At 63.1% G+C, this 22,407-nt stretch carries 20 protein-coding genes; 6 read left to right on the top strand and 14 right to left on the bottom strand.

Translation table 11 applies throughout. The annotated features are described in order from the left end of the window. Positions 1-94 precede the first annotated feature (94 nt). Genes U5A58_RS25775 through U5A58_RS25765 form a run of 3 tightly spaced genes read right to left on the bottom strand, consistent with a single transcriptional unit; the run spans position 95 to position 2,150 of the window. Positions 95-514, bottom strand: coding sequence for a MaoC family dehydratase (locus U5A58_RS25775; protein ID WP_321916120.1), 420 nt, complete (start codon positions 512-514; stop codon positions 95-97). A gap of 23 nt (positions 515-537) precedes the next feature. Further along, positions 538-981 carry a MaoC family dehydratase N-terminal domain-containing protein gene (locus tag U5A58_RS25770; RefSeq protein WP_321916119.1) on the bottom strand — a complete coding sequence of 148 codons (444 nt, stop codon included), beginning with the start codon at positions 979-981 and terminating at the stop codon, positions 538-540. Between the two features lie 29 nt (positions 982-1,010). Then, entirely contained in the window at positions 1,011-2,150 is a 1,140-nt protein-coding gene (locus U5A58_RS25765) for an acyl-CoA dehydrogenase family protein (protein ID WP_321916163.1), read from the bottom strand. Between the two features lie 355 nt (positions 2,151-2,505). On the opposite strand from U5A58_RS25765, the gene U5A58_RS25760 reads away from it, so the two are divergent. Beyond that, on the top strand, positions 2,506-3,402 hold the full coding sequence (locus U5A58_RS25760; protein WP_321916118.1) for a TauD/TfdA dioxygenase family protein: 897 nt from the start codon (positions 2,506-2,508) through the stop codon (positions 3,400-3,402). Positions 3,403-3,509: 107 nt separating this feature from the next. Further along, positions 3,510-4,862, top strand: a complete 1,353-nt coding sequence (locus U5A58_RS25755; protein WP_321916117.1) for an MFS transporter — start codon at positions 3,510-3,512, stop codon at positions 4,860-4,862. Positions 4,863-5,214: 352 nt separating this feature from the next. Here the strand turns inward: U5A58_RS25755 and U5A58_RS25750 are convergent, their stop codons facing one another. From U5A58_RS25750 to U5A58_RS25735, 4 genes are all read right to left on the bottom strand, one after another. Beyond that, complete coding sequence (locus tag U5A58_RS25750) at positions 5,215-6,045, bottom strand: SDR family NAD(P)-dependent oxidoreductase (protein ID WP_321916116.1); 831 nt, start codon at positions 6,043-6,045, stop codon at positions 5,215-5,217. Positions 6,046-6,094: 49 nt separating this feature from the next. Beyond that, entirely contained in the window at positions 6,095-6,538 is a 444-nt protein-coding gene (locus U5A58_RS25745; protein WP_321916115.1) for a MaoC family dehydratase N-terminal domain-containing protein, read from the bottom strand. Between the two features lie 76 nt (positions 6,539-6,614). Beyond that, a complete protein-coding gene (locus U5A58_RS25740) occupies positions 6,615-7,805 on the bottom strand; it encodes a lipid-transfer protein (protein WP_321916114.1) in 1,191 nt (396 codons plus the stop codon). 33 nt (positions 7,806-7,838) lie between these two features. Then, a complete protein-coding gene (locus U5A58_RS25735; protein WP_321916113.1) occupies positions 7,839-8,990 on the bottom strand; it encodes an acyl-CoA dehydrogenase family protein in 1,152 nt (383 codons plus the stop codon). Positions 8,991-9,216: 226 nt separating this feature from the next. Here U5A58_RS25735 and U5A58_RS25730 point away from each other — a divergent pair, with 226 nt between their 5' ends. Continuing rightward, positions 9,217-9,999, top strand: a complete 783-nt coding sequence (locus tag U5A58_RS25730) for an enoyl-CoA hydratase/isomerase family protein (RefSeq protein ID WP_321916162.1) — start codon at positions 9,217-9,219, stop codon at positions 9,997-9,999. 365 nt (positions 10,000-10,364) lie between these two features. Here the strand turns inward: U5A58_RS25730 and U5A58_RS25725 are convergent, their stop codons facing one another. Next, entirely contained in the window at positions 10,365-10,985 is a 621-nt protein-coding gene (locus U5A58_RS25725; protein ID WP_321916112.1) for a potassium channel family protein, read from the bottom strand. A gap of 156 nt (positions 10,986-11,141) precedes the next feature. On the opposite strand from U5A58_RS25725, the gene U5A58_RS25720 reads away from it, so the two are divergent. After that, positions 11,142-12,743, top strand: coding sequence for a methyl-accepting chemotaxis protein (locus tag U5A58_RS25720; protein ID WP_321916111.1), 1,602 nt, complete (start codon positions 11,142-11,144; stop codon positions 12,741-12,743). Here U5A58_RS25720 and U5A58_RS25715 read toward each other — a convergent pair. The 4 genes from U5A58_RS25715 to U5A58_RS25700 all read right to left on the bottom strand — a co-directional run bounded on the left by U5A58_RS25715 (position 12,684) and on the right by U5A58_RS25700 (position 16,291). Further along, positions 12,684-13,037: a hypothetical protein gene (locus tag U5A58_RS25715; protein ID WP_321916110.1), complete on the bottom strand. Its 354-nt coding sequence runs from the start codon at positions 13,035-13,037 to the stop codon at positions 12,684-12,686. The two genes, U5A58_RS25720 and U5A58_RS25715, sit on opposite strands and share 60 nt — an antisense overlap. After that, positions 13,034-13,669, bottom strand: a complete 636-nt coding sequence (locus tag U5A58_RS25710; protein WP_321916109.1) for a GNAT family N-acetyltransferase — start codon at positions 13,667-13,669, stop codon at positions 13,034-13,036. The genes U5A58_RS25715 and U5A58_RS25710 overlap by 4 nt, the downstream gene beginning before the upstream one ends. Then, entirely contained in the window at positions 13,666-15,246 is a 1,581-nt protein-coding gene (locus tag U5A58_RS25705; RefSeq protein ID WP_321916108.1) for a long-chain fatty acid--CoA ligase, read from the bottom strand. The genes U5A58_RS25710 and U5A58_RS25705 overlap by 4 nt, the downstream gene beginning before the upstream one ends. Before the next feature lie 112 nt (positions 15,247-15,358). Beyond that, complete coding sequence (locus U5A58_RS25700; RefSeq protein ID WP_321963585.1) at positions 15,359-16,291, bottom strand: hypothetical protein; 933 nt, start codon at positions 16,289-16,291, stop codon at positions 15,359-15,361. A 451-nt stretch (positions 16,292-16,742) separates the two neighbouring features. On the opposite strand from U5A58_RS25700, the gene U5A58_RS25695 reads away from it, so the two are divergent. Both U5A58_RS25695 and U5A58_RS25690 read left to right on the top strand, forming a co-directional pair. Further along, positions 16,743-17,828 carry a Zn-dependent alcohol dehydrogenase gene (locus U5A58_RS25695; protein ID WP_321916106.1) on the top strand — a complete coding sequence of 362 codons (1,086 nt, stop codon included), beginning with the start codon at positions 16,743-16,745 and terminating at the stop codon, positions 17,826-17,828. A 66-nt stretch (positions 17,829-17,894) separates the two neighbouring features. Next, positions 17,895-19,316, top strand: a complete 1,422-nt coding sequence (locus tag U5A58_RS25690; protein ID WP_321916105.1) for an aldehyde dehydrogenase family protein — start codon at positions 17,895-17,897, stop codon at positions 19,314-19,316. A 586-nt stretch (positions 19,317-19,902) separates the two neighbouring features. Here the strand turns inward: U5A58_RS25690 and U5A58_RS25685 are convergent. Together U5A58_RS25685 and U5A58_RS25680 are read right to left on the bottom strand one after the other, a co-directional pair. Further along, positions 19,903-21,030, bottom strand: a complete 1,128-nt coding sequence (locus U5A58_RS25685; protein WP_321916104.1) for a porin — start codon at positions 21,028-21,030, stop codon at positions 19,903-19,905. A 189-nt stretch (positions 21,031-21,219) separates the two neighbouring features. After that, on the bottom strand, positions 21,220-22,404 hold the full coding sequence (locus tag U5A58_RS25680; protein WP_321963584.1) for an NAD(P)/FAD-dependent oxidoreductase: 1,185 nt from the start codon (positions 22,402-22,404) through the stop codon (positions 21,220-21,222). Positions 22,405-22,407 lie beyond the last annotated feature (3 nt).

The raw sequence follows: 22,407 nt of genomic DNA, 5'->3' as shown, positions 1-22,407 counted from the left end.
ATGAGGCAGTTCGACTGTCTCGCCACCGGCTCCTGATTCCGAATGCTCCCCGCCACGGCTCCCTCACGCGCAGCCGACCGCGGGGTCCTTCCCGTCAGTCCAGCGCCAAGGTGGCTTCGCCCACCAGCTTGTCTTCGCCGTACTGGTTCGTACACCTGATCGCGACCTTGACGCGGTTCTCGCCATTGGCCTCGAGCTTCTCGACGACTTCACCGGTGCAGGTCGGCTGGTTGCCCAGGTGCGTGATGCCGGTGAAGCGGACCGAGACATTGCGCAGCGCGGTCTGCGGCGCCCAGCTGGTCAGCAGCCGCCCGAGCCAGGCCGCCGAAAGCATGCCGTGCGCAAATACGTCCGGCATGCGCGACTTGCGCGCAAAGTCGATATCGATGTGGATCGGATTGTGGTCGCCCGAAGCGCCGCAGTAGAGCGCGAGCATCGTACGGTTGATCGCCGGCAGGGCCAACGGGGGCAGTTTGTCGCCGACGTTGACATCGCTGAAACGGGGGGCTTGCATGTTCTCTTTCTCCTTGCTTTCTGTTAGCCGCGGCGCTCGACCAGAGTGCCGCGAAGGTCCGCAACATGTTCGCCGTTCTGATTGGTAACCCGCGTCTCCATGACCGCGAAATGCAGCGCACCGCCCTTCTTGTCGTACACATCGGACAGCTTCGTCTCGAGGTGCAGTGTGTCCCCCGCGTAGGCCATACGATGGTAGTCAAAGGCCTGCTCCGCGTGCAGGATGCGGCCGAGATCCATCTGAAGCACCTTCATGCGCTCGATGACATTCGACGTCTCGCTGACCATGCAGGCGAGGAAGGTCGGCGGCACGGGCAATGCGGGATGTCCCGCCGCGTGGGCTGCGGCGTCGTCGGTATAGATGGGGTCGTTTTCACCGATCGCCTTGGCGAAGAATCGCAAGCGCCCCTTTTCGATTTCAACTGAACCCGTGCCGAGCACAGTGCCGATCATGTTCTTTTCTGCCATGTTTTTCTCCTCGAATTGCTCCGCAACGCTCACAGCTTGCGGGAAATGACCTCGCGCATGACCTCGTTGCTCCCGCCATAGACTCGGGACACACGAAAATCGACGAAGATGCGCGCGATCGGATACTCCAGCATGTACCCGTATCCGCCGTGCAACTGAACCATGTCGTCCACGTGCTTCCACATCGTTTCGGTGGCGTAGAGCTTGGCGATGGCGGCCTCCTCGCCGGTCAGTTCGCCGCGCATATGCTTGCCGAGGTAGTGGTCGACCATCGTGCGCACAGCCACGGCACCCGCCTTGGCGTCCGCGAGCTTGAACCGGGTGTTCTGGAAGTCCCACACTGTCTGGCCGAAGGCTTTACGGTCCTTCACGTACTGCAGCGTGAGATCGAGCGCGCGCTCCAGTTGCGCCGCAGCATTCAGCGCAATGCCCATGCGCTCCTGGGTCAGGTCGTGCATCAGGTAGCTGAAGCCTTTGTTCTCCTCGCCCAGCAGATTGCTCGCGGGCACGCGCACATTGTCGAAGAACAGCTCGGCGGTATCCTGGGCATGCATGCCGACCTTCTGCAGCTTGCGGCCGCGGCGGAAGCCTTCGCGGTCGGTCTCGACCATGATGAGGCTCACGCCCTTGGCACCGGCGGACGGGTCGGTCTTGCATACGACCATGACGAGGTCCGCAATGACGCCGTTCGAAATGAAGGTCTTGCTGCCGTTGATGACCCATTCGTCGCCATCGCGAACGGCCGTGGTGCGGCAGGCCTTCACGTCGGAGCCGCCGCCGGGCTCGGTGATGGCGACGGCCATGATGGTTTCGCCCGAGCACGCCTTCGGCAGCCAACGCTGCTTCTGCTCTTCCGTGCCGAGACGGTTGATGTAGGGCGCGACCACGAACGAGTGCACGCCGAAGCTAAAGCCGCTGACGCCCGCACGAGCGTTCTCCTCGACGAGCACCGCGGCATGGCCGAAGTCGCCGCCGCCGCCGCCATACTCCACCGGAATGGTGACGCACAGCAGGCCTTCGCGTCCGGCCTTCAGCCAGGTCTCGCGATCCACCTGGCCGGCGGCGTTCCACGCCTCCTGGCGCGGAACGCATTCACGTTCAAAGAACCGGCTCACGGTGTTGCGATATTGCTCGTGATCTTCACGAAATACGTTTCGGCTGATGTTCAATCGGATCTCCGCTTCGAATATTGACCGGCGCGGTGCCGGCTGGGCTGTGACCCCATGATCGCGTCGCGCGGGAGGCGGAGTCACCCCCAACGCGGGGGGGCGCGGCCAGGCGGTGCGCCCCCTCCTGGCGAGGGGGCGGCGCCACATCAGGGCGTCGCAATGCAATCCACCCGGACGATCCATGTTGCGTTCCTTCGCAGAGCGAAATGCCCCCCCGCCGTGGGGTGGGATGCCCCAGGCGGCACCGGCGCACGATGGCACCCGTGCAGTGCGCGCAACGGCGTACGTTGCTCGCCGACGATGCCGCCTGCAACGAGAAATTCTTTCGTGAGCCGCCCCAGGAGACAACTTCAGCATGAATACCATTGAAGGACCACGCACAATCGCCACCGTATCGGGAGACTGGCCCTTCTCCTTGACGCGATGCCAGCCAGGCATCGGCGCCGAAATCGGTGACATCGACCTGCGCGAGAGCCTGGACGAAACCACCATCAAGGCGCTCCGCCGTGCGCTCGTGGAGTTCAAGGTCATCTTCTTCCGGGATCAGGACATTACGCCGGCGCAGCATGTGGCTTTCGCGCGGCGCTTCGGCGAACTGGAAGTGCATCCCGTTTTCCCGCATCACCCCGATCATCCCGAACTGGTGCTGCTCGGCGGCAGCAGGGACAGGAAGGCCCGCGAGAACATCTTCCATACCGATGTCTCATGGCGCGAAATTCCCTCGCTCGGTTCGATGCTGCGCTGCGTCGAATGCCCAGAGATCGGCGGCGACACGCTCTTCATCAACATGGTCGCCGCGTACGAAAACCTGCCCGACGACATCAAGGCGCGCCTGGATGGCCTGATCGCTGTGCACGACATCCTGCCCACCTTCGGCAACGACGTGACGCCCGAGCGCCGCGAGGAATTGCGCAGGCAGTTCCCGGCACAGCACCATCCGGTCGTGCGCACTCACCCGGAAAGCGGCGAGAAGATCCTCTACGTCAACCAGGCCTTCACGACGCATATCCTCAACTTCGAAAGCTTCCGCAGATACCGCTTCGGCTTCGACTATCAGTTCGAGGAGATGAACCTGCTGCAGTATCTCTATACGCAGGCGGCTGCGCCGGAGTATCAGGTCCGCCTGAAATGGCGCCCTCACACCATCGCCTTCTGGGACAACCGCGCGACCCAGCACTACGCGATCCAGGACTATTTCCCCGCGACGCGCCGCATGATGCGCGCCACCGTCGTCGGCGACAAACCGTTCTGACTCCGGGCGGACTTTCGTCATCACTCGCCGAAGCCGCCGCGTCTCGCCGGCCATACCGCGAGACGCCTCGGCGTCCTCCTACCGCAGCAATCCGCCCTCACATCTCCATGACTGATTCCCAGATTTTCCGACGCGGACCTGCGTGGACCATCGTGGTCCTCTTGCAGCTCTACATGCTGGTCAACTTCCTCGACAAGATCGCCCTGAGCATGACGGCGGTACCGTTGATGAGCGAGTTGAACCTGTCCGCCGCCCAGTTCGGCATGATTTCCGGCAGCTTCTACTGGCTCTTCTCCCTATCCGGCATTCTCGTCGGATTATCGTGCCGACGACTCGCCGCGCGCTGGCTGCTCCTCGTCATGGGAATAGCGTGGGCGGCCCTGCAAATTCCGGTGTTATTCGCCACCAATGCGCACGAGTTGCTGTGGGCGCGCATGCTGCTCGGTGCCGCTGAAGGGCCGGCATTCCCGTTCACCGTGGTCGCCCTGTTCCAATGGTTCCCCGACGAGAAGCGCAACCTGCCGGTCGCGGTCGTCAGCACCGGAGCGTCGATCGGGCTGGTACTCGCGGGGCTGCTGATCCCGTCGATCACGGCGGCGTGGGGCTGGCGCAGCAACTTCGCAATTCTCGCCGCGATCGGCGCGCTCTGGTCTTTGCTCTGGCTCGGCATCGGCTGCAATCCGCGCCTGATTCGCGGCAGCAGCGAAGGCCGCTCCGCCGACGCACGCGGCAACGCAGGATACCGCCTGCCGGATGCACTGCCCTATCGCACGCTCTTCGCCGACCGTTCGGTGCTCGCCATCTACGGCGGGGCGATTGCCGGCTACACCGTGCTGGGCATCACCATGACCTGGCTGCCGCTTTACCTGCAGCGGGGGCTGGGTTACAGCGCCGCATCGGCCGGGCGCTGGTTCACCGTCGTCGTGCTGATCCTCATGCCGGTGCAGGTTTTCCTGAGCGGCCTGTCACAGCGCCTGATGCGACGCGGCACATCGAGCCGCAACGCACGCGCGAAGCTGCTGGGCGCGGCAATGATCATCTCGGCGCTGCTGCTGGTCGCGCTGGGCAAGCTTCCGCTCGCGCCGATACAAAAGACCGTCGTGATCGCGCTGTCGTCCGGACTCGGCGCCCTGGCCACCGCGTTCGGCCCGGTGTTGCTCGCCGAGGTCACACCGCTCGGCCAGCAACCCGTCATGCTCGCAATATTCACCGCCATCGGCAACATTGCGGCCGCGGTGGCGGCGGTCGCGACGGGGCATCTGGTCCAGGCGGCGGGAGCAGCGAACCCGCACGGCTACGAACTGGGCTACATGGGCGCGGCCGGCGTGATCTTCTGTGCCGCCATCGGCTGCCTGCGCTGGCTGCACACAGAGCGCTCGCGCCGTAAGCTCTGCGCGCCTACCTCACATGACGATTCTGACGAATCGAAGACGGCCCGCGCGCTAAACCAGGTGCGCTAGGCTTGACGGTCCCCGTGCGGGTCGGAGGTCGACATCTGCGCACCGGCTTCCGCTTCGCCCGGGACCCGGGGCGTTCGCTTTGCGTCGAGGCATTGGCGAAGACGGCTTGCGCGCGTCCCGCAACCGATCGACGCCGATAAAGCCATTCACCGTCCCGCTCTCCCATCCGCATACAGCCGGGCCTTCCCCGCAGTGTTGTCCTGGCAACGATTGTTCGCCAGACGCTGCCTCGAAACACAGCCCCGAAAAACAAAACACCCCAAAGGCGGATCGGCGTCCAGCCTTTGGGGTGCGGCTCGCGTAACGGTCGGCTTGTCACGCGCCCGCGCGCGTGGCGCGGGCGGCGCGCCGGTCAGACGTTGCCGAAGCCCCCGCCGCAGATCACGACCTGGCCGGATACATAATCCGACTCCGGCTGGCAGAACAGGTACACGGCGTTGGCCGCTTCTTCCGGCGTGCCAGGGCGGCCAGCGGGGATCATCTTCTTCGAGGCTTCGACCAGCGCCTCGCCGATGCCCACCTTGATCTCGCGGCCCTCGATATTCACGGTCTTGCTCTCGGTGCCCTGGAGCGGCACGGTCAGGCGCGTTTCGATATGGCCGAAGGCAACAGCGTTGACATTGACCTTCAGGCGCCCCCACTCCTTCGACAGCGTCTTGGTCATGCCGAGGATGCCCGACTTGGCCGACGAATAGTTGGTCTGCCCCGCGTTACCGCCGGCAGCGATCGACGAAATGTTCACCACCTTGCGCCACACTTCACGCCCTTCGGCGGCTTCGGCCTTGGCGGCGGCCGAGATCACCGGATAAGCGGCGCGCAGGATGCGGAACGGTGCGGTCAGGTGGCAATCGATGATTGCGTACCATTGCTCGTCGGTCATCTTCTGGAGCACGTTGTCCCAGGTGAAGCCGGCGTTGTTGACGATGATGTCGATTCCCTTGTAGTGATCGACCGCCGTCTTGATGAACCGATCAGCGAAGTCCGGTGCGCTTACGCTACCGGCGCACGCCACGGCCTCGCCACCCTGCGACTTGATCAGTTCGACGACTTCGTTCGCCGGATCGGCATCGAGATCGTTGACGACCACGCGCGCACCTTCCGAAGCGAGCTTGAGGGCCAGCGAGCGGCCGATGCCACGGCCCGAGCCGGTGACGAGTGCTACCTTGCCTGCGAGTTTGGTCATGATTGGACTCCTTACTTTTCTGTCGTGTAATGCAATAAATGGAACTGCCTCAGCCTCGCCGCTCGACGATGGTGAGGCGCAAATCGGCTACGTGCTCGCCCCTCTGGTTTTCAACCCGGGTGATCTGCTCGACGAAATGCAGCGCACCACCCTTCTTGTCGTAGACGCCGCAGACGCGGGTCTCGAACGAAAGCGTGTCGCCAGCGAACGCCATGCGGTGGTAGTCGAACGCCTGCTCCGCGTGCAAGACGCGGCCGAGATCCAGTTGGAGCGTCGTTAACTCCTCCTCGAAGCTTCCCACTTCGCTGTTCATGCAGAACAGGAAGGTCGGCGGCGCCGGCAGGTCGGGGTATCCCGCGTCGCGCGCGGCGGCCACCTTGGTGTAGACAGGCCGGGTTTCGCCCGTCGCCTTGGCGAAGAAGCGCAAACGCCCTCTCTCCACGTCGGCCGAGCCGCGCGACAATACGCGGCCGATATCGCTTTTGTTTGCCATATGGGTAGTCGAAGAAGCGCTTCGCCCGGCGGCGCCGGGCGAAGCCGATCAGGCACGGCCGGTTAGGCACGACCGGTTAGGCGCGGCCGTACAGCGTCACCACGCAGGCGCCACCAAGGCCGAGGTTGTGCTGTAACGCCAGCTTCGCGCCGTCCACCTGGGTGCTGCCGGCGGTGCCGCGCAACTGGCGCGTCAACTCGTAGCACTGCGCAAGGCCCGTCGCGCCGAGCGGGTGTCCCTTCGAAAGCAGGCCGCCCGACGGGTTGGTGACGAACTTGCCGCCGTAGGTGTTGTCGCCGTCTTCGACGAACTTCTCCGCGCCGCCGACCGGGCACAGGCCCAGCGACTCGTAGGTCAGGAGTTCGTTGTGCGCGAAACAGTCGTGCAACTCCAATACCTGGATATCCGAAGGGCTCACGCCAGCACGCTCGTATACCTGGCGCGCGGCCTCCTTCGCCATGTCGAAGCCAACCACCTGGATCATCGAGCGATCTTCGTAAAGGGCCGGGCTGTCGGTTGTCATCGATTGCGCGAGGATACGCACGTCTTGCTTCAGGCCGTGCTTCTTCGCGAAGTCTTCCGAGCAGATGATGGCGGCAGCCGCGCCACAAGTCGGCGGGCAAGCCATCAGACGCGTCATCACGCCGGGCCACATCACCGGAGCAGCCATCACGTCGTCCGGCGTCACCACGTTGCGGAATACGGCCAGCGGATTGTTGGCGGCATGACGGCTCGCCTTCGCGCGGATCTTCGCGAAGGTTTCGAGCTTCGTGCCGTACTTGTCCATGTGCTCCTTGCCGGCACCGCCAAATTGCAGCAGCGCCATCGGCACGCCCGCCTCGACGGCTTCGGGGTTCAGCTCGGCCGTGAGGACCAGCGCGCGGTCCATCGGGCCCGGACGGTCGGTGAACACCGAGGCGAGCGCGCCCGGCTGCATCTGCTCGAAGCCGAGTGCGATGGCGCAGTCCACCGCGCCGCTTTCGACGGCCTGGCGGGCGAGAAACAGCGCAGTCGACCCGGTCGAGCAGTTGTTGTTGACGTTGACGATCGGAATCTGCGTCATGCCGACCGGATACAGCGCGGCCTGACCGCTGGTGGAATCGCCAAAGACGTAGCCTGCATAAGCCTGCTGAACCTTGCCGTAGCCGATGCCTGCATCGGCGAGCGCAAGGCGCGCCGCTTCGGCGCCCATTTCGATGTAGGTACCGCTCGCGCCGGGCTTCTTGAACGGCACCATGCCGACGCCGGCCACTACTACCTTGGACATGTCGTATCTCCTTGCTGGGGGTTTAAATTTGGATCAAAGCGACCGGCCGACCAGTTCGCGCTGGATCTCATTGGTGCCGCCGTAGATGCGCTGCACGCGCGCGTCGGCGTACATGCGGGCAATCGGGTATTCCTTCATGTAGCCGTAGCCGCCGAACAATTGCAGGCACTTGTCCATGACCTCGCCCTGGCGCTCGGTGATCCAGAATTTGCCCATCGAGGCCGTGACGGGGTCGAGCTTGCCATCCACCCATTGCTGCACGATCTGATCGGCAAAGGCGCACGAAGCCGTCAGCGTGGCCTTGACGTCGGCCAGCACGAAGCGCGTGTTCTGGAAGTCGCCGATCGCCTTGCCGAACGCCTTGCGCTCTTTCACGTAGTCCACGGTCAGGTCGAAGGCGCGGCGCATCGCGCCAACGGCGTTCAGTGCGAGTTGAGCGCGCTCATAGGGAAGCTGCTGCATGAGCTGGTAGAAGCCCTGCCCCTCCACGCCGCCAAGCAGGCAGTCGGCTGAAACCGTGCAGTCGTCGAAGAACATCTCGGACGTGTCCTGGCTCTCCAGGCCGATCTTGTCGAGCGCCTTGCCGCGGCGGAAACCGCGCGTGTTCGCATCGACCAGAACCAGCGAGATGCCCTTCGATCCGAGCGTGGGGTCGGTCTTGGTGACGACGAGCACCACGTCGCACTGCTGGCCATTCGAAATGAACGTCTTGGCCCCGTTGATGACATAGCTCTCGCCGCGGCGTTCGGCGCGTGTTCGCACGCCCTGCAGATCGGAACCCGTGCCGGGCTCCGTCATCGCGATAGCGGCGATCAGCTCGCCACTCGCCATGCCGGGCAGCCAGCACTGCTTCTGGGCCTCGGTACCATAGCGCAGCACATAATGGGCGACGATATGGTTCATGCCGATGCCAAGCCCCAACCCCGTGTTGCCGCTGTAGCCGAATTCGTCGAACACGATCGCTGCATGGGCCGGCGTGCCGCCGGAGCCACCGTACTCCTCAGGCACGTCCGGCAAGATCATGCCCAGTGCGCCGATGGCGCGCCACGCCTCGCGTGAAGTCCGCTTGACCTCGCGGCATTGCAGGTCGGTCGTTTCGAGTTGCTCTCGCGCGAAACGCCGTGCGGCATCGCGGAACTGCAACAGATCGTCGGTCATCCAGGCCGGCTGATAGTTTTCAAACATCGTGTCTCCTGATCGCAAATCTAGGGATGTACCCGAAGGTAACGGCTGGCGGCATCTGCGCGCACCGTGCGTCGCGGGGGGGATTCGGGTGCGCGCCCAGCCCCCCGCGACGGGGTGGGTCTGTTGTGGGCGGCGTCGTCAACATGCAGTCTCAATGGCACGCTTCGACGTGCTGCTCCTGCTCACGCATGCATGGCGCCGCCGTGCATTCAACCCATCGACATCCATGCACAGCTACCCGACTACCGGCGACGTCCGCGTCCAGATCGAGCAATACGTGGCAACCGTAGAGTTCTCCCGACCGCCTAATAACCACTTCGATGAGCACCTCATCAGCGCAATCGCCGACGTAATGGAGGCGCTCGACAAAGACGACGCGTGCCGCGCCGTCGTCCTCGCCTCCGAAGGCAAGGTGTTCTGCGCGGGCGCCGACTTCGCCGCGCCCGAACTCAACGACGGCCGCGCGCTCAACGCCGGCATGCTCTACAAACGCGGCATACGCCTGTTCCGCACGCGCAAGCCGGTCGTGGCCGCGATCCAGGGTGCAGCCGTTGGCGGCGGCTTCGGCCTCGCGCTCGTCGCCGATTTCCGCGTGACCTGTAACGAAGCCCGCTTTTGCGCAAACTTCTCCCGCCTCGGCACGCATCCCGGGTTCGGGACCACCGCTACGCTGCCGCGTCTGGTCGGTGCCCAGCAAGCCGCACTGCTGTTCTACACGGGCCGCCGCATTGACGGCACCGAGGCCGTGCGCATCGGACTCGCCGACATGCTCGTGCCACAAGACGAGGTGCGTCGCGCCGCCCAGCAACTCGCGGCCGAGATCGCCGCGTCGGCGCCCGCCTCGGTAATGTCGGTGCGGGAGACGCTGCGCCGTGGGCTCGCCGACGCCGTCGAAGCCGCGACCGAACGCGAATTCGTTGAGCAGAGCTGGCAATTCCAGCTGGAAGACTTTCAGGAAGGCAAGGCCGCGATGATGCAGCGCCGCGTGCCAGTATTCCGCGGCAAGTGAGGAGAACTTGGGGTGAACGCCGGGCCAACCCCGGCGGTGATGACGACGGCAACGATGTCAATTGGCCTCTGCGCCGCAGGCCGTTCCCGGACGTTCGCTGCCGGGATTCTCGACGCCGGGTGATTCAGCAGCAGCACAAAGCACTTCGACACGGCCGCCAGGTTGTGAACTCCTATCCGCCGCCTGAATTTATGCGACGCCTTCGCGGCTCAGGACGAGGCCACCCGCTTTCCGGAGGCCGCCCGATCCAAAGACCGTGGGCTGGCGTGCATCGGCCTCTACGACGTCTGTCTCGCGGCGCGACGACAGGCGAAATCTCTTCCAACGATCGGGCCGCGACCAACTGCTGCACCCCGCTCTTATCGTTACAAATGCGCTTTCCTTGCCGCCGTCTGTATCGCATAGACGGCAGCGGCAGTGGTCACGCCAGTGATCACGATGCCCAACATACCCAGTAGCACCGCGATGAGGCGGCCAAGCGAGGTCGTTGGGATCACATCGCCATAGCCGATCGTCAGCGCAGTCACCGCGCAGAAATAGAGCGTTTCGCCCATGCTTGCCGGCGTGCGCGTCGCGACATCGATGGGACGGCCAACGTAGAACATCAACACGGACATCACGAGAATCTGGCCCGTGAGACCCAGCACAATACTGCGCAAGTGCCAGATAACTTTGAGGAACTCGGAAGTCGCAAGGCTTGCCCGGATCGATACGTCGGAACGTTGTTCTCCATTGCTGTTCATGGTAAAGGCCCTCTCGTTGGCTTCATCCGGCAATTGCACGGTGCCGGGCGCACGTAAAGCATCGCACACCCGCCCCAAGTCTCGCCACTGCCACTCACGATCGTTCCAATCCCGATACCGATAACGAGCGGAGTCGCCGCGAGCTTTGAATTTTCCGATGGGAGAGAGAACAACGCAAAAGGTGCGGATGGTCTTGGCCGCCAGAGCCACACTGTCGGCAAGCTCCAGGACTCCTGCCTCCATGCCCCCCCCGTTGGGGAGGGGCAGGATGTGGGCCTCATGTTAAAAAATCTCACGCCATCGTCATTGCCTTTAGCAAGCTTGGTTTTCTGCAGCTTCTACGCCAGACATGAAGTCGCGCGAGTTTCATCTGATTGACGTAACGGGGGATTGAGAGTCATGAAAGCTGTTTATGTTGCTGGGGCCGAGATGCGTTTAAAAACCAGGCTCATTTCCTCATTTGGATCGCTGATCTTGCTGGCGTTCGTGCTCGGGACGTTAGGCGTCGTCGAAATGGGGCGCATCAACACCAATACCGAGGACATCGCAACGAACTGGATGCCTTCGATCGAAACGCTCGCTTCGATACGCGGTTCCCTGAATGAGATACGTCGTGCGGAGGCCGATCATCTGATCTCCGGCGACAACGCAGAGGACATGACAGCAGCCGAAGCACGTATCGAGAAAGCGCGCGATGTCCTGTCCGACCTGTTGACGGCCTATGCGGCCATGGTCACGCCGGGCGATGAGCAGCGGACTTTCGAGCACATGAAGGTTGATCTCGCCGCGTTCGACGGAACGAGGGAAAGCTTTTTGGAGCTGTCGCGCCAGGGCATCGCGAGGCAGCACGACGCGGTGGCCTCCTATCGCACTTCGGATCGAAAGGCATTTGCAGGGGTGCTCGGGGACGTCGAGCAACTGATCGCAATCAACAGGACAGGCGGCATTGCGGCCCACGCCGATGCACAGGAAACCTACCAACGTGCACGCGCTCTGGTTATCTGCCTCGTACTGGCAGGTGCAGCCGCAGCCGCAATCCTCGCTGCGCGCATCGTGCGCGGCATCATGCGGGAGCTCGGCGGCGAGCCCGCAATCGCGATGGCGGTGGCGCGTCACGTGGCGGCCGGAGACCTGAGTCAGAGCATTCCGTTGCAGTCCGGCGACGAAGCCAGCCTGCTGGCATCGCTCGATCACATGCAGCGCAGCCTGCGGGAAGTGGTGCGCAGCGTGCGGCAAGGCTCGGAAACGGTGGCCTCCGCCAGCGCGCAGATCGCCTCGGGCAATTCAGATCTCTCCGGGCGTACCGAGAGCCAGGCCAGCGCACTGGAGGAGACTGCCGCCTCCATGGAGGAACTGGGCGCCACGGTGCGCCAGAACGCGCACAATGCGAGCGAAGCCAACCAGCTCGCACAGGACGCGTCCACCGTCGCGGTGCAGGGCGGTCAGGTTGTAAGTCAGGTAGTGGACACAATGAAGGGCATCTCGGAGGCAAGCCGCAAAATCGCCGACATCATCAACATGATTGACGGCATCGCGTTCCAGACGAATATTCTCGCTCTCAACGCAGCGGTGGAAGCAGCACGTGCCGGCGAGCAAGGACGCGGCTTCGCAGTGGTCGCGGGTGAGGTTCGCAGTCTCGCAGGCAGGACGGCCGAAGCCGCGAAGGAAATCAAGGTGCTGATCTCCGACAGTGTCGAGCGTGTGGAGCAAGGTAGCGCGCAGGTCGATGAGGCCGGCGCGACGATGGCAGCGGTGGTAGCCAGCATCCAGCGCGTCACCACGATCATGAGCGAGATCAGTGCGGCGAGCAGCGAGCAGAGCGTCGGCGTAGTCCAGGTCGGCGAGGCTGTTTCGCAGATGGATCTCGCGACCCAGCAGAATGCCGCGCTCGTCGAGGAGATGTCGGCAGCGGCCACGGCTTTGCGTGGTCAGGCCGCCGATCTAGTCGCCGCGGTTTCGCTCTTCAGGCTCAACGCCAGGGACGCGTTGCAAACCGCCTGATCCGTGGCATCCCGCCCGGTGCTCGACGGCAATGGCAACGCCGCTCGCCATGACGATGATGGCCGCAGCAACGGCGGCGGCCAACTCGGCCTCTAAACTCGGCGACAGGTTGATCGCCAGTTCCACCACCGCGTTCTTTCTGCGGACAATCGGCCAGAACAGCTGCGCCGCGCCCGACTCTACTTCCATTCCCAATGGGTACGCCGGAGGATAGATTAAAAACGGGCGCTGCACACAAAGCGGGAACGAGAAGTAGTAGATGGTCTTCTCGCGCGACGCCATCAGATCATTCACGTACGCGGGTGACTGGTGGGGGGTGTGGATGGTGTGACGCAAGGGCGCAGGTCGAGTTCGCCATGAAACTCGCCGTACTGGTAACTCGGTGTCATGCCAGCCCGATGGGCGATGTGAAGCATCGCCGCGTTTTCGACGCTGAAATGCATCGAAAACGTGCGTGCGCCTCGAGCGCGTGCAATTTCAAGTGCGCTGCGAAAAATCGCGGTGCCGATGCCGCGCCCTCGCGACTCGCATCGGACCGACAAACCGAGTTCGGCCACAGGCGGCGGCTGGCCAGCTTCACCACTGAAGACGAGGTGCCCTACCGCAAGCAGATTCAGGTGTGTGTTGTGGGCGCCGAGCACGATGTCGCGTGCGAAATCCATCGCGTCGACATAGGCTTTGATCGTGTAGTCGCGCACGGCATCGCCGAAGCGCAGCGTGCGAGAGCTTGCGTCGAGTGAGAGCAGGTGGGCCAGCACGTCCTCGCGGAACCACTCGCCAAGCGGCGTGACGATGTAGGACTGGCGCGCAACACCGCGCACACTCGAGCGTTGAAGTTCAGTGCGCGAGCGCTCCGAGGGATTCACCGTGCCCACGCTTGAAGCGGTGTCAGTAATGACGGCAAGCTCGCTGTGAATCGGAGTCATCGCTTTTCCTGCGCAGTGTTGCCTTGACCGTTTCGCCAGGATTTGCGCAGCTCGCTCTTGAGGACCTTGCCGACACTGGACAGCGGGAGCGATCTGACGAATTCAACGCTGCGCGGACATTTGTATCCGGCAATCAGCTCGCGGCAATGAGTCTGAATGGACTCCAGCGTCGTATTCGTGCCCGGCTTGAGCACGATGACGGCATGGACGGACTCACCCCACTTCTCGTGCGGCACGCCGATCACTGCCACCTGGGCGACCGCAGGATGGCTTCCCAAGGCATTCTCGACCTCGACCGAGTAGACATTTTCACCGCCGCTGATGATCATGTCCTTGAGACGGTCCACGAGATAGACGAACCCGTCCTCGTCCATGTAACCGCCGTCGCCGGTATGCATCCAGCCATTGCGTATCGCACTTGCCGTGGCTTCCGGGCGATTCCAGTACCCGAGCATCACGTTCGGACCGCGCACCGTGACCTCGCCAACGACGCCACGCGTCACTTCGCGATCGTCGACGTCGACGATCCTGAGTTCCACCGTCGGCACGGGCGTGCCCACCGACCGGATCTTGCCGCTCGCGACTCCCGCCTCCGAGTGATGCTCCGGCATCAGCACCGTCGCGAGCGGCGCAAGCTCGGTCATGCCATAGCCCTGCATCAGCTGGACACTGGTAAAGGCCTTGCGCGTGCGCGCGAGCAGTGTCTGCGACATGGGAGACGCTCCATAGATCAGCCCTACCAGCGACGAAAGGTCGAGTTGCGCCCCAAGCTCCGAATGGCGCTCGAGCCAGTCGAGGCACATCTGGATCATGGTGGGTGCAAGCATCGCGTTCGTCACGCGCGCCTGCGAGATGGTTTCCAGCGTGCGACCTGGATCGAACGACGGCGCGACGACATGTGTGCCACCCGTCATGAATAGCGCCACGGTTACGGCAAAGTCCGCCAGATGGAACATCGGCATCACGTGGAGATAACTTGCGTCCTTCCCGAATGCGCCGTTGATCAGCGTATTGACAGCTCCGGAAACGAGATTCGCGTGACTAAGCATGACCCCTTTGGGAAAACCAGTCGTGCCGCCTGTATAAAAAATCCCGGCAAGGTCGTCACCGTGCCGGTATGCATCCTCAACCGCCTCAGCCTGTTCGATCAGCACCTCGTAGGACATCATGCCCTCAGGCAGAGCCCCGTCACCGGCGTAGACCAGACGGAATTCCACCTTCGACGCCGCTGCCACCTTGAACGCAATGTCCTTGAATGTGTCATCAACGATCAGGACAGCGGTGCCCGAGTCATCCAGCGAGTACGCGATCTCGGCCACACTCCAGCGGGTATTCACTGGATTGAGGACGGCACCGCACCAGGGCACCGCCATGGAATACTCCAGGTAGCGCTGAGAGTTGAGCGAAAGGAGCGCCACCCGATCACCCATCTTCACGCCAAGCTGAAGTAGCGCGCCTGCGAGCCTCGCGACACGCTCGCCGAACTCGGCGAAAGTCAGGCTGCGGCCGAGATAGCGCACGGCGATTTCATTCGGCCGCTGTTGGAGGGAACGCTGCAAGCCTTGTGTCAAATACATTGAATTGTCTCCTCGCGCGCGTCTTTTCCGCGACTCTTATGGATAATCGGGTCATCCTTAGCCGCGACCCACTTCGAATTTCAGCTTCCCCAGTCGGGGCACTTGCAAAACCTCACAAGTCGCCGGCGAGTCGCTGCACCCAGGCTTGCAGCAACGACCACAGAATCTCCCGCGTGCTTGCGAAATTGTGCATGTGTGCCATGCAGGAGATCACATTGAGAGAGACATCGCGGCTCGTCGTATAAGAAGCAGGATCCGCATGCGGATTCAAACTAACGTCTCGTTCGCCAAACGCCAGGAAGACCGGTTGCGCTATCCGCGCAGCGTCTTCTCCAAGAACGTTTGGAATACGAAATCGTATCGCCTCACCCGGGCGTGTCTTGCTCCCAAACGCCGGTGTCACCTGCCGGATCGGATAGCCGCCCGCGAAATCGGCGCGGACGACTTCTTCAGGCTCGTCGTCCCAGTGGAATCCAAAGCGATACTGATCCTGCGTGGGCATTTGCTCGGCGAAGACAAATCCGTCTTTTGCTGGAATCGCGATTCGCGGCACGCTGTATCCGAGCACTGCGATGGCATCGAAGGTCCGGCACCGCCCTTGCATAGCGATCACGAATGCGCCTCCCATTGACTGACCGGCCCCGACGCAAAGCGGTTTCACGACGCGCGGAAAGCCGGGTGCCACGTCTGCGCTCGCAAGCCGCTTCAACACGGCTTGCACAGTCTCGTGGTTGGCCTGCACGACCTGTTCGATCCGCAACGCCTCAGGGTTGGTCACAACGCTCTCCCCGACCCCGAGATGATCCACCGCGACGAAAATGCAGCCCTTCTGGCAGTGGTACTCGGCCTGACTATAGTGGCTGTGCCCTGGCATATGCAGGTCGAAATATCCACGCGAGTAACCGCTGCCTGGAAAGGCAAACATCACGACCGGCCGCGCCGGCAACAGGCTTACGTCAGGCAGGAAAATCGTGACCGCGATACTCGCGATACCTTCTTGCCCCACAACGGCCCCAATCTCCAGTCTCTCTTCTATCTTTTTCATATCGAGACGTCCGTTTCAATGTGAGAGTCGTCAGTTCGGCTATCGACTCGAGAATACGATGATCTGCCAGGCTCAATCGACCCATGCGCCGCAGGCGCCGGGTGCACGGGTGCCTTGCAACGCGGCTTGTGCACGCTGGACGCAACGCCTGGTACCGTCGCCAAAGTGCTCTGGAAAGCGGGCCCGGATCGACGCAGTGCGTCGGAGCATCGTATTGCCCTCCACGCGCGCCCCCTCCCCCCCATAGCAGGGAGGCAAGAGCGGTTCGTCTTGCCTGTGTCCTGCCCCCCGTGGCGAGTAGGTTCTACAGAAGAGGCGATTTGATAACGTGAACGCGGAACATGTGCTGAACAAGCATGCCGCGGGGTGCCTCCAACCCACGCTTACGACGGATGCCGGCGACTTCATCCGTCTCCGCATTGCTCCGACCAATAATATTCAGGAGACTTCAATGAAGGCAGCAGTCTTTCACAGTCCGGGAGAGCCGTTGACGATCGAAGACGTGTCGATCAGCAAGCCGGGGCCGCACGAAGTGCTGATCCGTACGCGCGCCGTCGGCGTCTGCCATTCCGATCTGCACTTTGTCGACGGTATCTATCCCTTCGCCGTGCCGGCCGTGCTCGGGCACGAAGCTGCCGGCGTCGTCGAGCAGGTCGGTTCGGAAGTCCGAACCGTCAAACCCGGCGATCACGTCGTGACCTGCCTCTCCGCGTATTGTGGCCATTGCGAGCATTGTGTGACCGGCGTCCTTTCGCTGTGCGTATCACCCGACACGAGGCGCAAGGACGGCGATGAGTCGCGTCTGTCCTACCGCCAGAAGCCGATCCCGCAATTCGCGAACCTCTCAGCATTTGCCGAGCAGATGCTCGTTCACGAGCATGCGTGCGTAGCGATCCGCCGCGATATGCCGTTCGATCGCGCGGCGCTGATCGGCTGCGGCGTCACCACCGGCACCGGCGCTGTATTCAACACAGCGCGCGTTTCGCCCGGAGAAACGGTGGCTGTCATCGGTTGCGGCGGTATCGGGCTGGCAGCGGTCAACGGGGCCGCGCTAGCCGGCGCCGGCCGGATCATCGCCATCGACATGCTCAATAGCAAGCTCGCACTGGCGCGCGAATTCGGCGCCACGGACACCATCAACGCGAAAGACGCCGATGCGGTCAAGGCTGTTTGCGAGATGACCCACGGTGGCGTGCATCACGCCTTCGAGTGCATTGGCCTCAAGACGACCGTCGAGCAGGCCTACGCGATGCTGCGCCGCGGGGGTTCGGCGACCGTAATCGGCATGGTCAAGCCCGGCGAGAAAATTGAAATCGACCCGTATCAGTTGCTGCAAGGCCGCCGCGTCCAGGGCTCGCCGATGGGTCACAATCGCTTCCCTGTGGACATGCCGCGACTCGTGGACTTCTACCTGTCGGGCAAGCTGCATCTCGACCAGATGATCTCGCGCCGCCTCAGGCTCGACCAGATCAACGAGGCGTTCGACGAACTCCGCCGCGGCGAACTGGCACGCTCGGTCATCGTCTTCGACGAATAACACCAATAGTCCGCAACGTTCCGTCGCAACACGCGGCGCGCGGACATCCCCGGAGAACAATCTCTCATGCATCAACTCGATCAGTTTTACATCGGCGGCCAGTGGGTCGCACCCGCCGTGGGCGGCTCGACGATCGACATCGTCAACCCCGCGACCGAGTCGGTCATCGGCAAGCTCACAATGGGTAGCACGGCAGACGTCGACCGCGCGGTAGCCGCGGCACGGGCCGCGTTCCCCGCGTGGTCGGCCACCACCCGCAAAGAGCGAGAGGCGCTACTCACGCGCATCATCGAACACTATTCGACCCGGCTCGACGATATCGCCAACGCCATCCACGAGAGCATCGGCGCACCACTGTGGCTATGCAAGGCCCGTCAGGCGCCGCTCGGACTGCAGATTCTGCAGTCCGCGCTCGCGGCCCTCCAAAAGATGGAATTCGTCGAGCAGCTCGGTTCGGCCGAAGTGACTCGCGAGCCGATCGGCGTGGCCGCCCTCATCACCCCCTGGAACTGGCCGGCAGGAACGATCGCGGGCAAGGTCGGCTACGCTCTCGCGGCCGGCTGCACTGTCGTGCTGAAACCATCGGAAGTCACGCCGCTCGACGCGCGCATCTTCGCCGAAATCATTCATGAAGCCGGCACACCGGCTGGCGCGTTCAACATGATCTTCGGCGAGGGGCCCGTCGTGGGCGCCGCGCTGTCCCGGCACGACGACGTGGATGTGATTTCGATTACCGGTTCCACACGCGCAGGCGTACAGGTCGCTACCGATGCCGCGCCGACAGTCAAGCGCGTACTCCAGGAGCTCGGGGGCAAGTCGCCGAACGTGATTCTCGAAGACGCCGACCTGAAAGCCGCCGTATCCGATGGCGTGATCAATGTGATGATCAATTCCGGACAGACGTGCGTCGCGCCGACCCGCATGCTGGTGCCGCGCACGTTGATGGACCAGGCGGTGGCCATCGCGGCAGCGACGGCGGCAGCGCTACCGATCGGCGATCCCGCGTCGCCCGACAGCAAGGTGGGTGCGATGGCCAGCCGGGCTCAGTTCGAGAAAGTGCAGCGCATGATCGAAATCGGCATTGAGGATGGGACACAACTGGTGGCCGGCGGCCCTGGTCTGCCCGAGGGTGTGAACAAGGGCTACTTCGTTCGCCCGACCATCTTCGCCAACGTGAGCAACGATGCGACCATCGCACGCGAAGAGATCTTCGGCCCGGTGCTGGTCATGATCCCATACGACTCCGAGGAAGAAGCCATCGCTATCGCCAACGATACCGAATATGGCTTGGCCGCGTACGTCTGGTCAGGCGACACGGACCGGGCGCGCCGCGTGGCGCAACGCCTGCGTGCGGGTTCGGTGCGCATCAACGGCGCCGCGGCGAATCCAGCCGCACCGTTCGGCGGCTACAGGCGGTCGGGCAACGGCCGCGAGTTGGGCGTCCATGGCCTCGCCGAATATCTCGAGTACAAGAGCATCACGATCTAGCCGCGCTGCGAGAGGAGCGTAGCCGACGCACGCTCCATTGCCCCCGGATATCGATTGTTTATTGCGTGGCTCGTAGATCAATGTCCGCGTGCCGGCAGACAAGCGTGCGACACGGGCGGCCACGCTCCCGTTCGGCCCCGTGAGCAACAGCACGAGAAACCGAACACTGTCAGATTGAGTCCAGGCTATCACACTGTACGGGACGGGTGAGTCATTCGAACGTCGCCGACAGCCCGAGAGCGAGTGGCCCTTCGTGGCCGAATGTACTCGTTCACAGAAGTCACCCGAAAGCTGCCTTCGAAGATTGCAATGTCCGGTCAGTGGAGACTCGTCGAACTGGTACTCTCGGCCAGTAAGAGCCGTTCATGCGGCTCGAAACCCAGACGCTCAGGCGGCTGCTCTTCCGGAAAAAGCGGCCGTTCGGCGTGCGGAGCGCACACGTGCCTCGTCAGCACTCCGTGCGCCGTTCGCCAGTCGAAGTGGATATCCACAAGATGGCGGCCCACTCACGCACAATAACGCACATGCTCTCTCGCGAACGCGGACCCCACATGCATCGGGTCCGCGTCCATCCAACCACCTGCGATCAGAAGCGGTGCCGCAAACCCGCCATGACCGCCGTCGTGCCGATACCCGGTGCGACGGGCGCACCATACTCCAGCCCCTGGTTCATCGTGCCGCGGTTGTCGACGTAGCCGACGTTCGCATAGACCAGCGTGGACTTCGAGAGGCTATAGCTCGCGTTCATCGCGTACGCGATCGAGCGGTTCGACGAGTGGTTCATGTCCTTGAGGTAATACACACCGGACGACACCGAGAACGCCGGAGTGAACTGATACCCGAGGCCGCCCGAATAGAGATTGAGATTTCCAGCCGCCGTATTCGAAGGATTGCGCCCATTCGCCAGCGCGCCGCTGATCGTAAAGCCCTTGATCGTATAGAGCGCGCTCAGCGACATGAACCGGTTGTTGGCGAGCCCGGAAAGTACCGTGGTCGCGCCCGGATTCGTGTCATGGCCCTCGTAGTAGATTGCCGCAACCTTGAGTCCGTAGTTGCTGTACTGAAGCACCGCCGATTCGCGTGTGTTGCCCTGAATGCTGCCTGCCACGCCGCCGGGCGCATATTCGAGCGTCGCCTTGAACCCTGCGAACGTCGGCGAAGCATAGACAATCGCGTTGCTTTCGTACACGGAGCCGATCGAGCCGTTGCTGCTCGCACCCACCCAGCCCGTGGCCGAGTTCAGGCCGAGGAGCGCCGTGAGGATGCTGCCGAAGTATTGGGCATGTTGTGCATCGGTATCGGCCAGCGCAAGGATCATCGGGGCGTACTGCCGACCGATTTTCACCGAGCCGAAGCCGCCCGAAATGCCCAAGTTCGCGGCCATATTGAAGATCGACGTCGTTGGTGCGCTGGTATCGCCGATGCCGAACTTGCCGGTGCCGCTGTCGAAACTCCCCTGCAACTGGAACGTCGCCTGGTAGCCGCCGCCCAGATCCTCCACGCCGCGCATACCCCAAAGGCTCGTATAGATGCCGCCGTCCTTGTAGCGCACGACACCCCCCTGATTCTTTGCCAGCGTGCTATAGGAAGCGGCCGACGAGGTCTGCCACAACACGCCGGCATCCACGGTGCCGTACAGTGTGACGGACGACTGTGCCTGAACCGCGCCCGCAATCGCGGCCAGCGTGATGCCCAAGGCGATCTTCTGCCTCATAACGTCTCCTCTTTTGATGAATAGTCTTTCTCGTTTTCAATCTGATTCGAGCTGCAATTTCATACAGGCCCGATCATTTGATTTGTTATCCTTACTACTAAACAAGAACACCCAGCTAACTCTGCGCTCCTTAACCGTTCCTGCCCGTGCGGCTCGACTTCCATCGAGACCGTCACACGCGCGATCGGATCAAAGCGACATCGATTTCACCATTTCCATGCGGCGCCCCACGCTTTCGCCGAGCAAGGCGAACCCTCGCTGCTTGCCTGCCCCATCGACGAAACGCCACGCCGAGGCGCTCGATTCACCGAGCGATTGCCATGCGCCTTCGCTGCCCGGTCGCGGAGACACGACCACCGTGGGCACGGAAGGCGTCTTGATCAACACCGGCATGACAGGAAAAGTCACTGCGGTGGACTCACCGGCAAGCGTCGCGCCGAGTGCTCTCGCAGCGTGCATGATCGGCATCACGTACGGCAGCGTGCGATTGCCGGCCGCGCCATACTGTGCGAGGTCGCCGAGCGCATAGACATCGGGCGCAGACGTTCGCAGATGGTCGTCGACCAGCACGCCGCGCTCGCAGCGAATGCCGGCGGCTTGCGGCAGCGCGATGTCTGCCCTCAGGCCCACCGCGCTCAGCACCAGGTCGGCCGTATGCGCCTCGCCCGTAGAGAGGGTGGCGCACAGTGCTCCCCCGGCCTTTTGCTCGACCTTCGCAAGTGTCGCGCCGAGATCCCATCGCACGCCCCGCTGCGCAAGCGCGTTCTGCACGAGTCTCGACGCGGCCTCCGGCAGGATGGAAGCAAGTGGACGCGGTGCGGGGTCGACGATCCGCACTTCATGCCCCGCGGCGAGCAGATCCTCGGCGAACTCGCAACCGATAAGGCCCGCGCCCAGAATCAAGACCCGCTTCGCCGTCGAGCCGAGCAGCGCATGGAACCGGCGGTAGTCGTCGAGGTTGTTGACCGAAACGATCTGGTCTTCGTCGCCGGCGACGGGCACCCGGGTCGGTTGCGCACCCGTGGCGAGCACGAGGCAGCTATAGGGCAGCGTGAGTACGCCCGCTTCATGCGTCTGGACCTGCACCGACCTGCCGGTTGTATCGATCGACGTCACCCGCGACCGCGCGACGAGCCTCACGTTGAGCGTGGCCGCCAGGTCCACGCCCGGCGTCGTCACGAGATCCGCGGGAGCGCGCTTTTGCGCGAGCGCGTTCGAGATTGCCGGTTTCGAATAGAAGTCGGCATCATCGAGGCTAATCAGTGTGACCTCCGTCACAGCGTCGCGCTTTCTGAACTCGCGTATCGTGCCCCAGCCCGCCGCGCCTGCACCGATCACCGTGATCGCGCCTTGCTGCCCACTCATTTCGTCCATTGC

This window comes from Paraburkholderia sp. J7 (genome assembly GCF_905220155.1).
Classification (GTDB): Bacteria; Pseudomonadota; Gammaproteobacteria; order Burkholderiales; family Burkholderiaceae; genus Paraburkholderia.
The sequence above is the reverse complement of the archived record's forward strand: the minus strand, read 5'-3'. Positions and strand labels throughout refer to the sequence as shown.

What these genes read in the sequence shown, in the direction of transcription:
- U5A58_RS25775 (WP_321916120.1), bottom strand. Translation starts at nt 514, where the DNA reads ATGCAAGCCCCCCGTTTCAGCGATGTCAACGTCGGCGACAAACTGCCC.
- U5A58_RS25770 (WP_321916119.1), bottom strand. Translation starts at nt 981, where the DNA reads ATGGCAGAAAAGAACATGATCGGCACTGTGCTCGGCACGGGTTCAGTT.
- U5A58_RS25760 (WP_321916118.1), top strand. Translation starts at nt 2,506, where the DNA reads ATGAATACCATTGAAGGACCACGCACAATCGCCACCGTATCGGGAGAC.
- U5A58_RS25755 (WP_321916117.1), top strand. Translation starts at nt 3,510, where the DNA reads ATGACTGATTCCCAGATTTTCCGACGCGGACCTGCGTGGACCATCGTG.
- U5A58_RS25750 (WP_321916116.1), bottom strand. Translation starts at nt 6,045, where the DNA reads ATGACCAAACTCGCAGGCAAGGTAGCACTCGTCACCGGCTCGGGCCGT.
- U5A58_RS25745 (WP_321916115.1), bottom strand. Translation starts at nt 6,538, where the DNA reads ATGGCAAACAAAAGCGATATCGGCCGCGTATTGTCGCGCGGCTCGGCC.
- U5A58_RS25740 (WP_321916114.1), bottom strand. Translation starts at nt 7,805, where the DNA reads ATGTCCAAGGTAGTAGTGGCCGGCGTCGGCATGGTGCCGTTCAAGAAG.
- U5A58_RS25735 (WP_321916113.1), bottom strand. Translation starts at nt 8,990, where the DNA reads ATGTTTGAAAACTATCAGCCGGCCTGGATGACCGACGATCTGTTGCAG.
- U5A58_RS25730 (WP_321916162.1), top strand. Translation starts at nt 9,217, where the DNA reads ATGCACAGCTACCCGACTACCGGCGACGTCCGCGTCCAGATCGAGCAA.
- U5A58_RS25725 (WP_321916112.1), bottom strand. Translation starts at nt 10,985, where the DNA reads ATGGAGGCAGGAGTCCTGGAGCTTGCCGACAGTGTGGCTCTGGCGGCC.
- U5A58_RS25720 (WP_321916111.1), top strand. Translation starts at nt 11,142, where the DNA reads ATGAAAGCTGTTTATGTTGCTGGGGCCGAGATGCGTTTAAAAACCAGG.
- U5A58_RS25710 (WP_321916109.1), bottom strand. Translation starts at nt 13,669, where the DNA reads ATGACTCCGATTCACAGCGAGCTTGCCGTCATTACTGACACCGCTTCA.
- U5A58_RS25705 (WP_321916108.1), bottom strand. Translation starts at nt 15,246, where the DNA reads ATGTATTTGACACAAGGCTTGCAGCGTTCCCTCCAACAGCGGCCGAAT.
- U5A58_RS25700 (WP_321963585.1), bottom strand. Translation starts at nt 16,291, where the DNA reads ATGAAAAAGATAGAAGAGAGACTGGAGATTGGGGCCGTTGTGGGGCAA.
- U5A58_RS25695 (WP_321916106.1), top strand. Translation starts at nt 16,743, where the DNA reads ATGAAGGCAGCAGTCTTTCACAGTCCGGGAGAGCCGTTGACGATCGAA.
- U5A58_RS25690 (WP_321916105.1), top strand. Translation starts at nt 17,895, where the DNA reads ATGCATCAACTCGATCAGTTTTACATCGGCGGCCAGTGGGTCGCACCC.
- U5A58_RS25685 (WP_321916104.1), bottom strand. Translation starts at nt 21,030, where the DNA reads ATGAGGCAGAAGATCGCCTTGGGCATCACGCTGGCCGCGATTGCGGGC.
- U5A58_RS25680 (WP_321963584.1), bottom strand. Translation starts at nt 22,404, where the DNA reads ATGGACGAAATGAGTGGGCAGCAAGGCGCGATCACGGTGATCGGTGCA.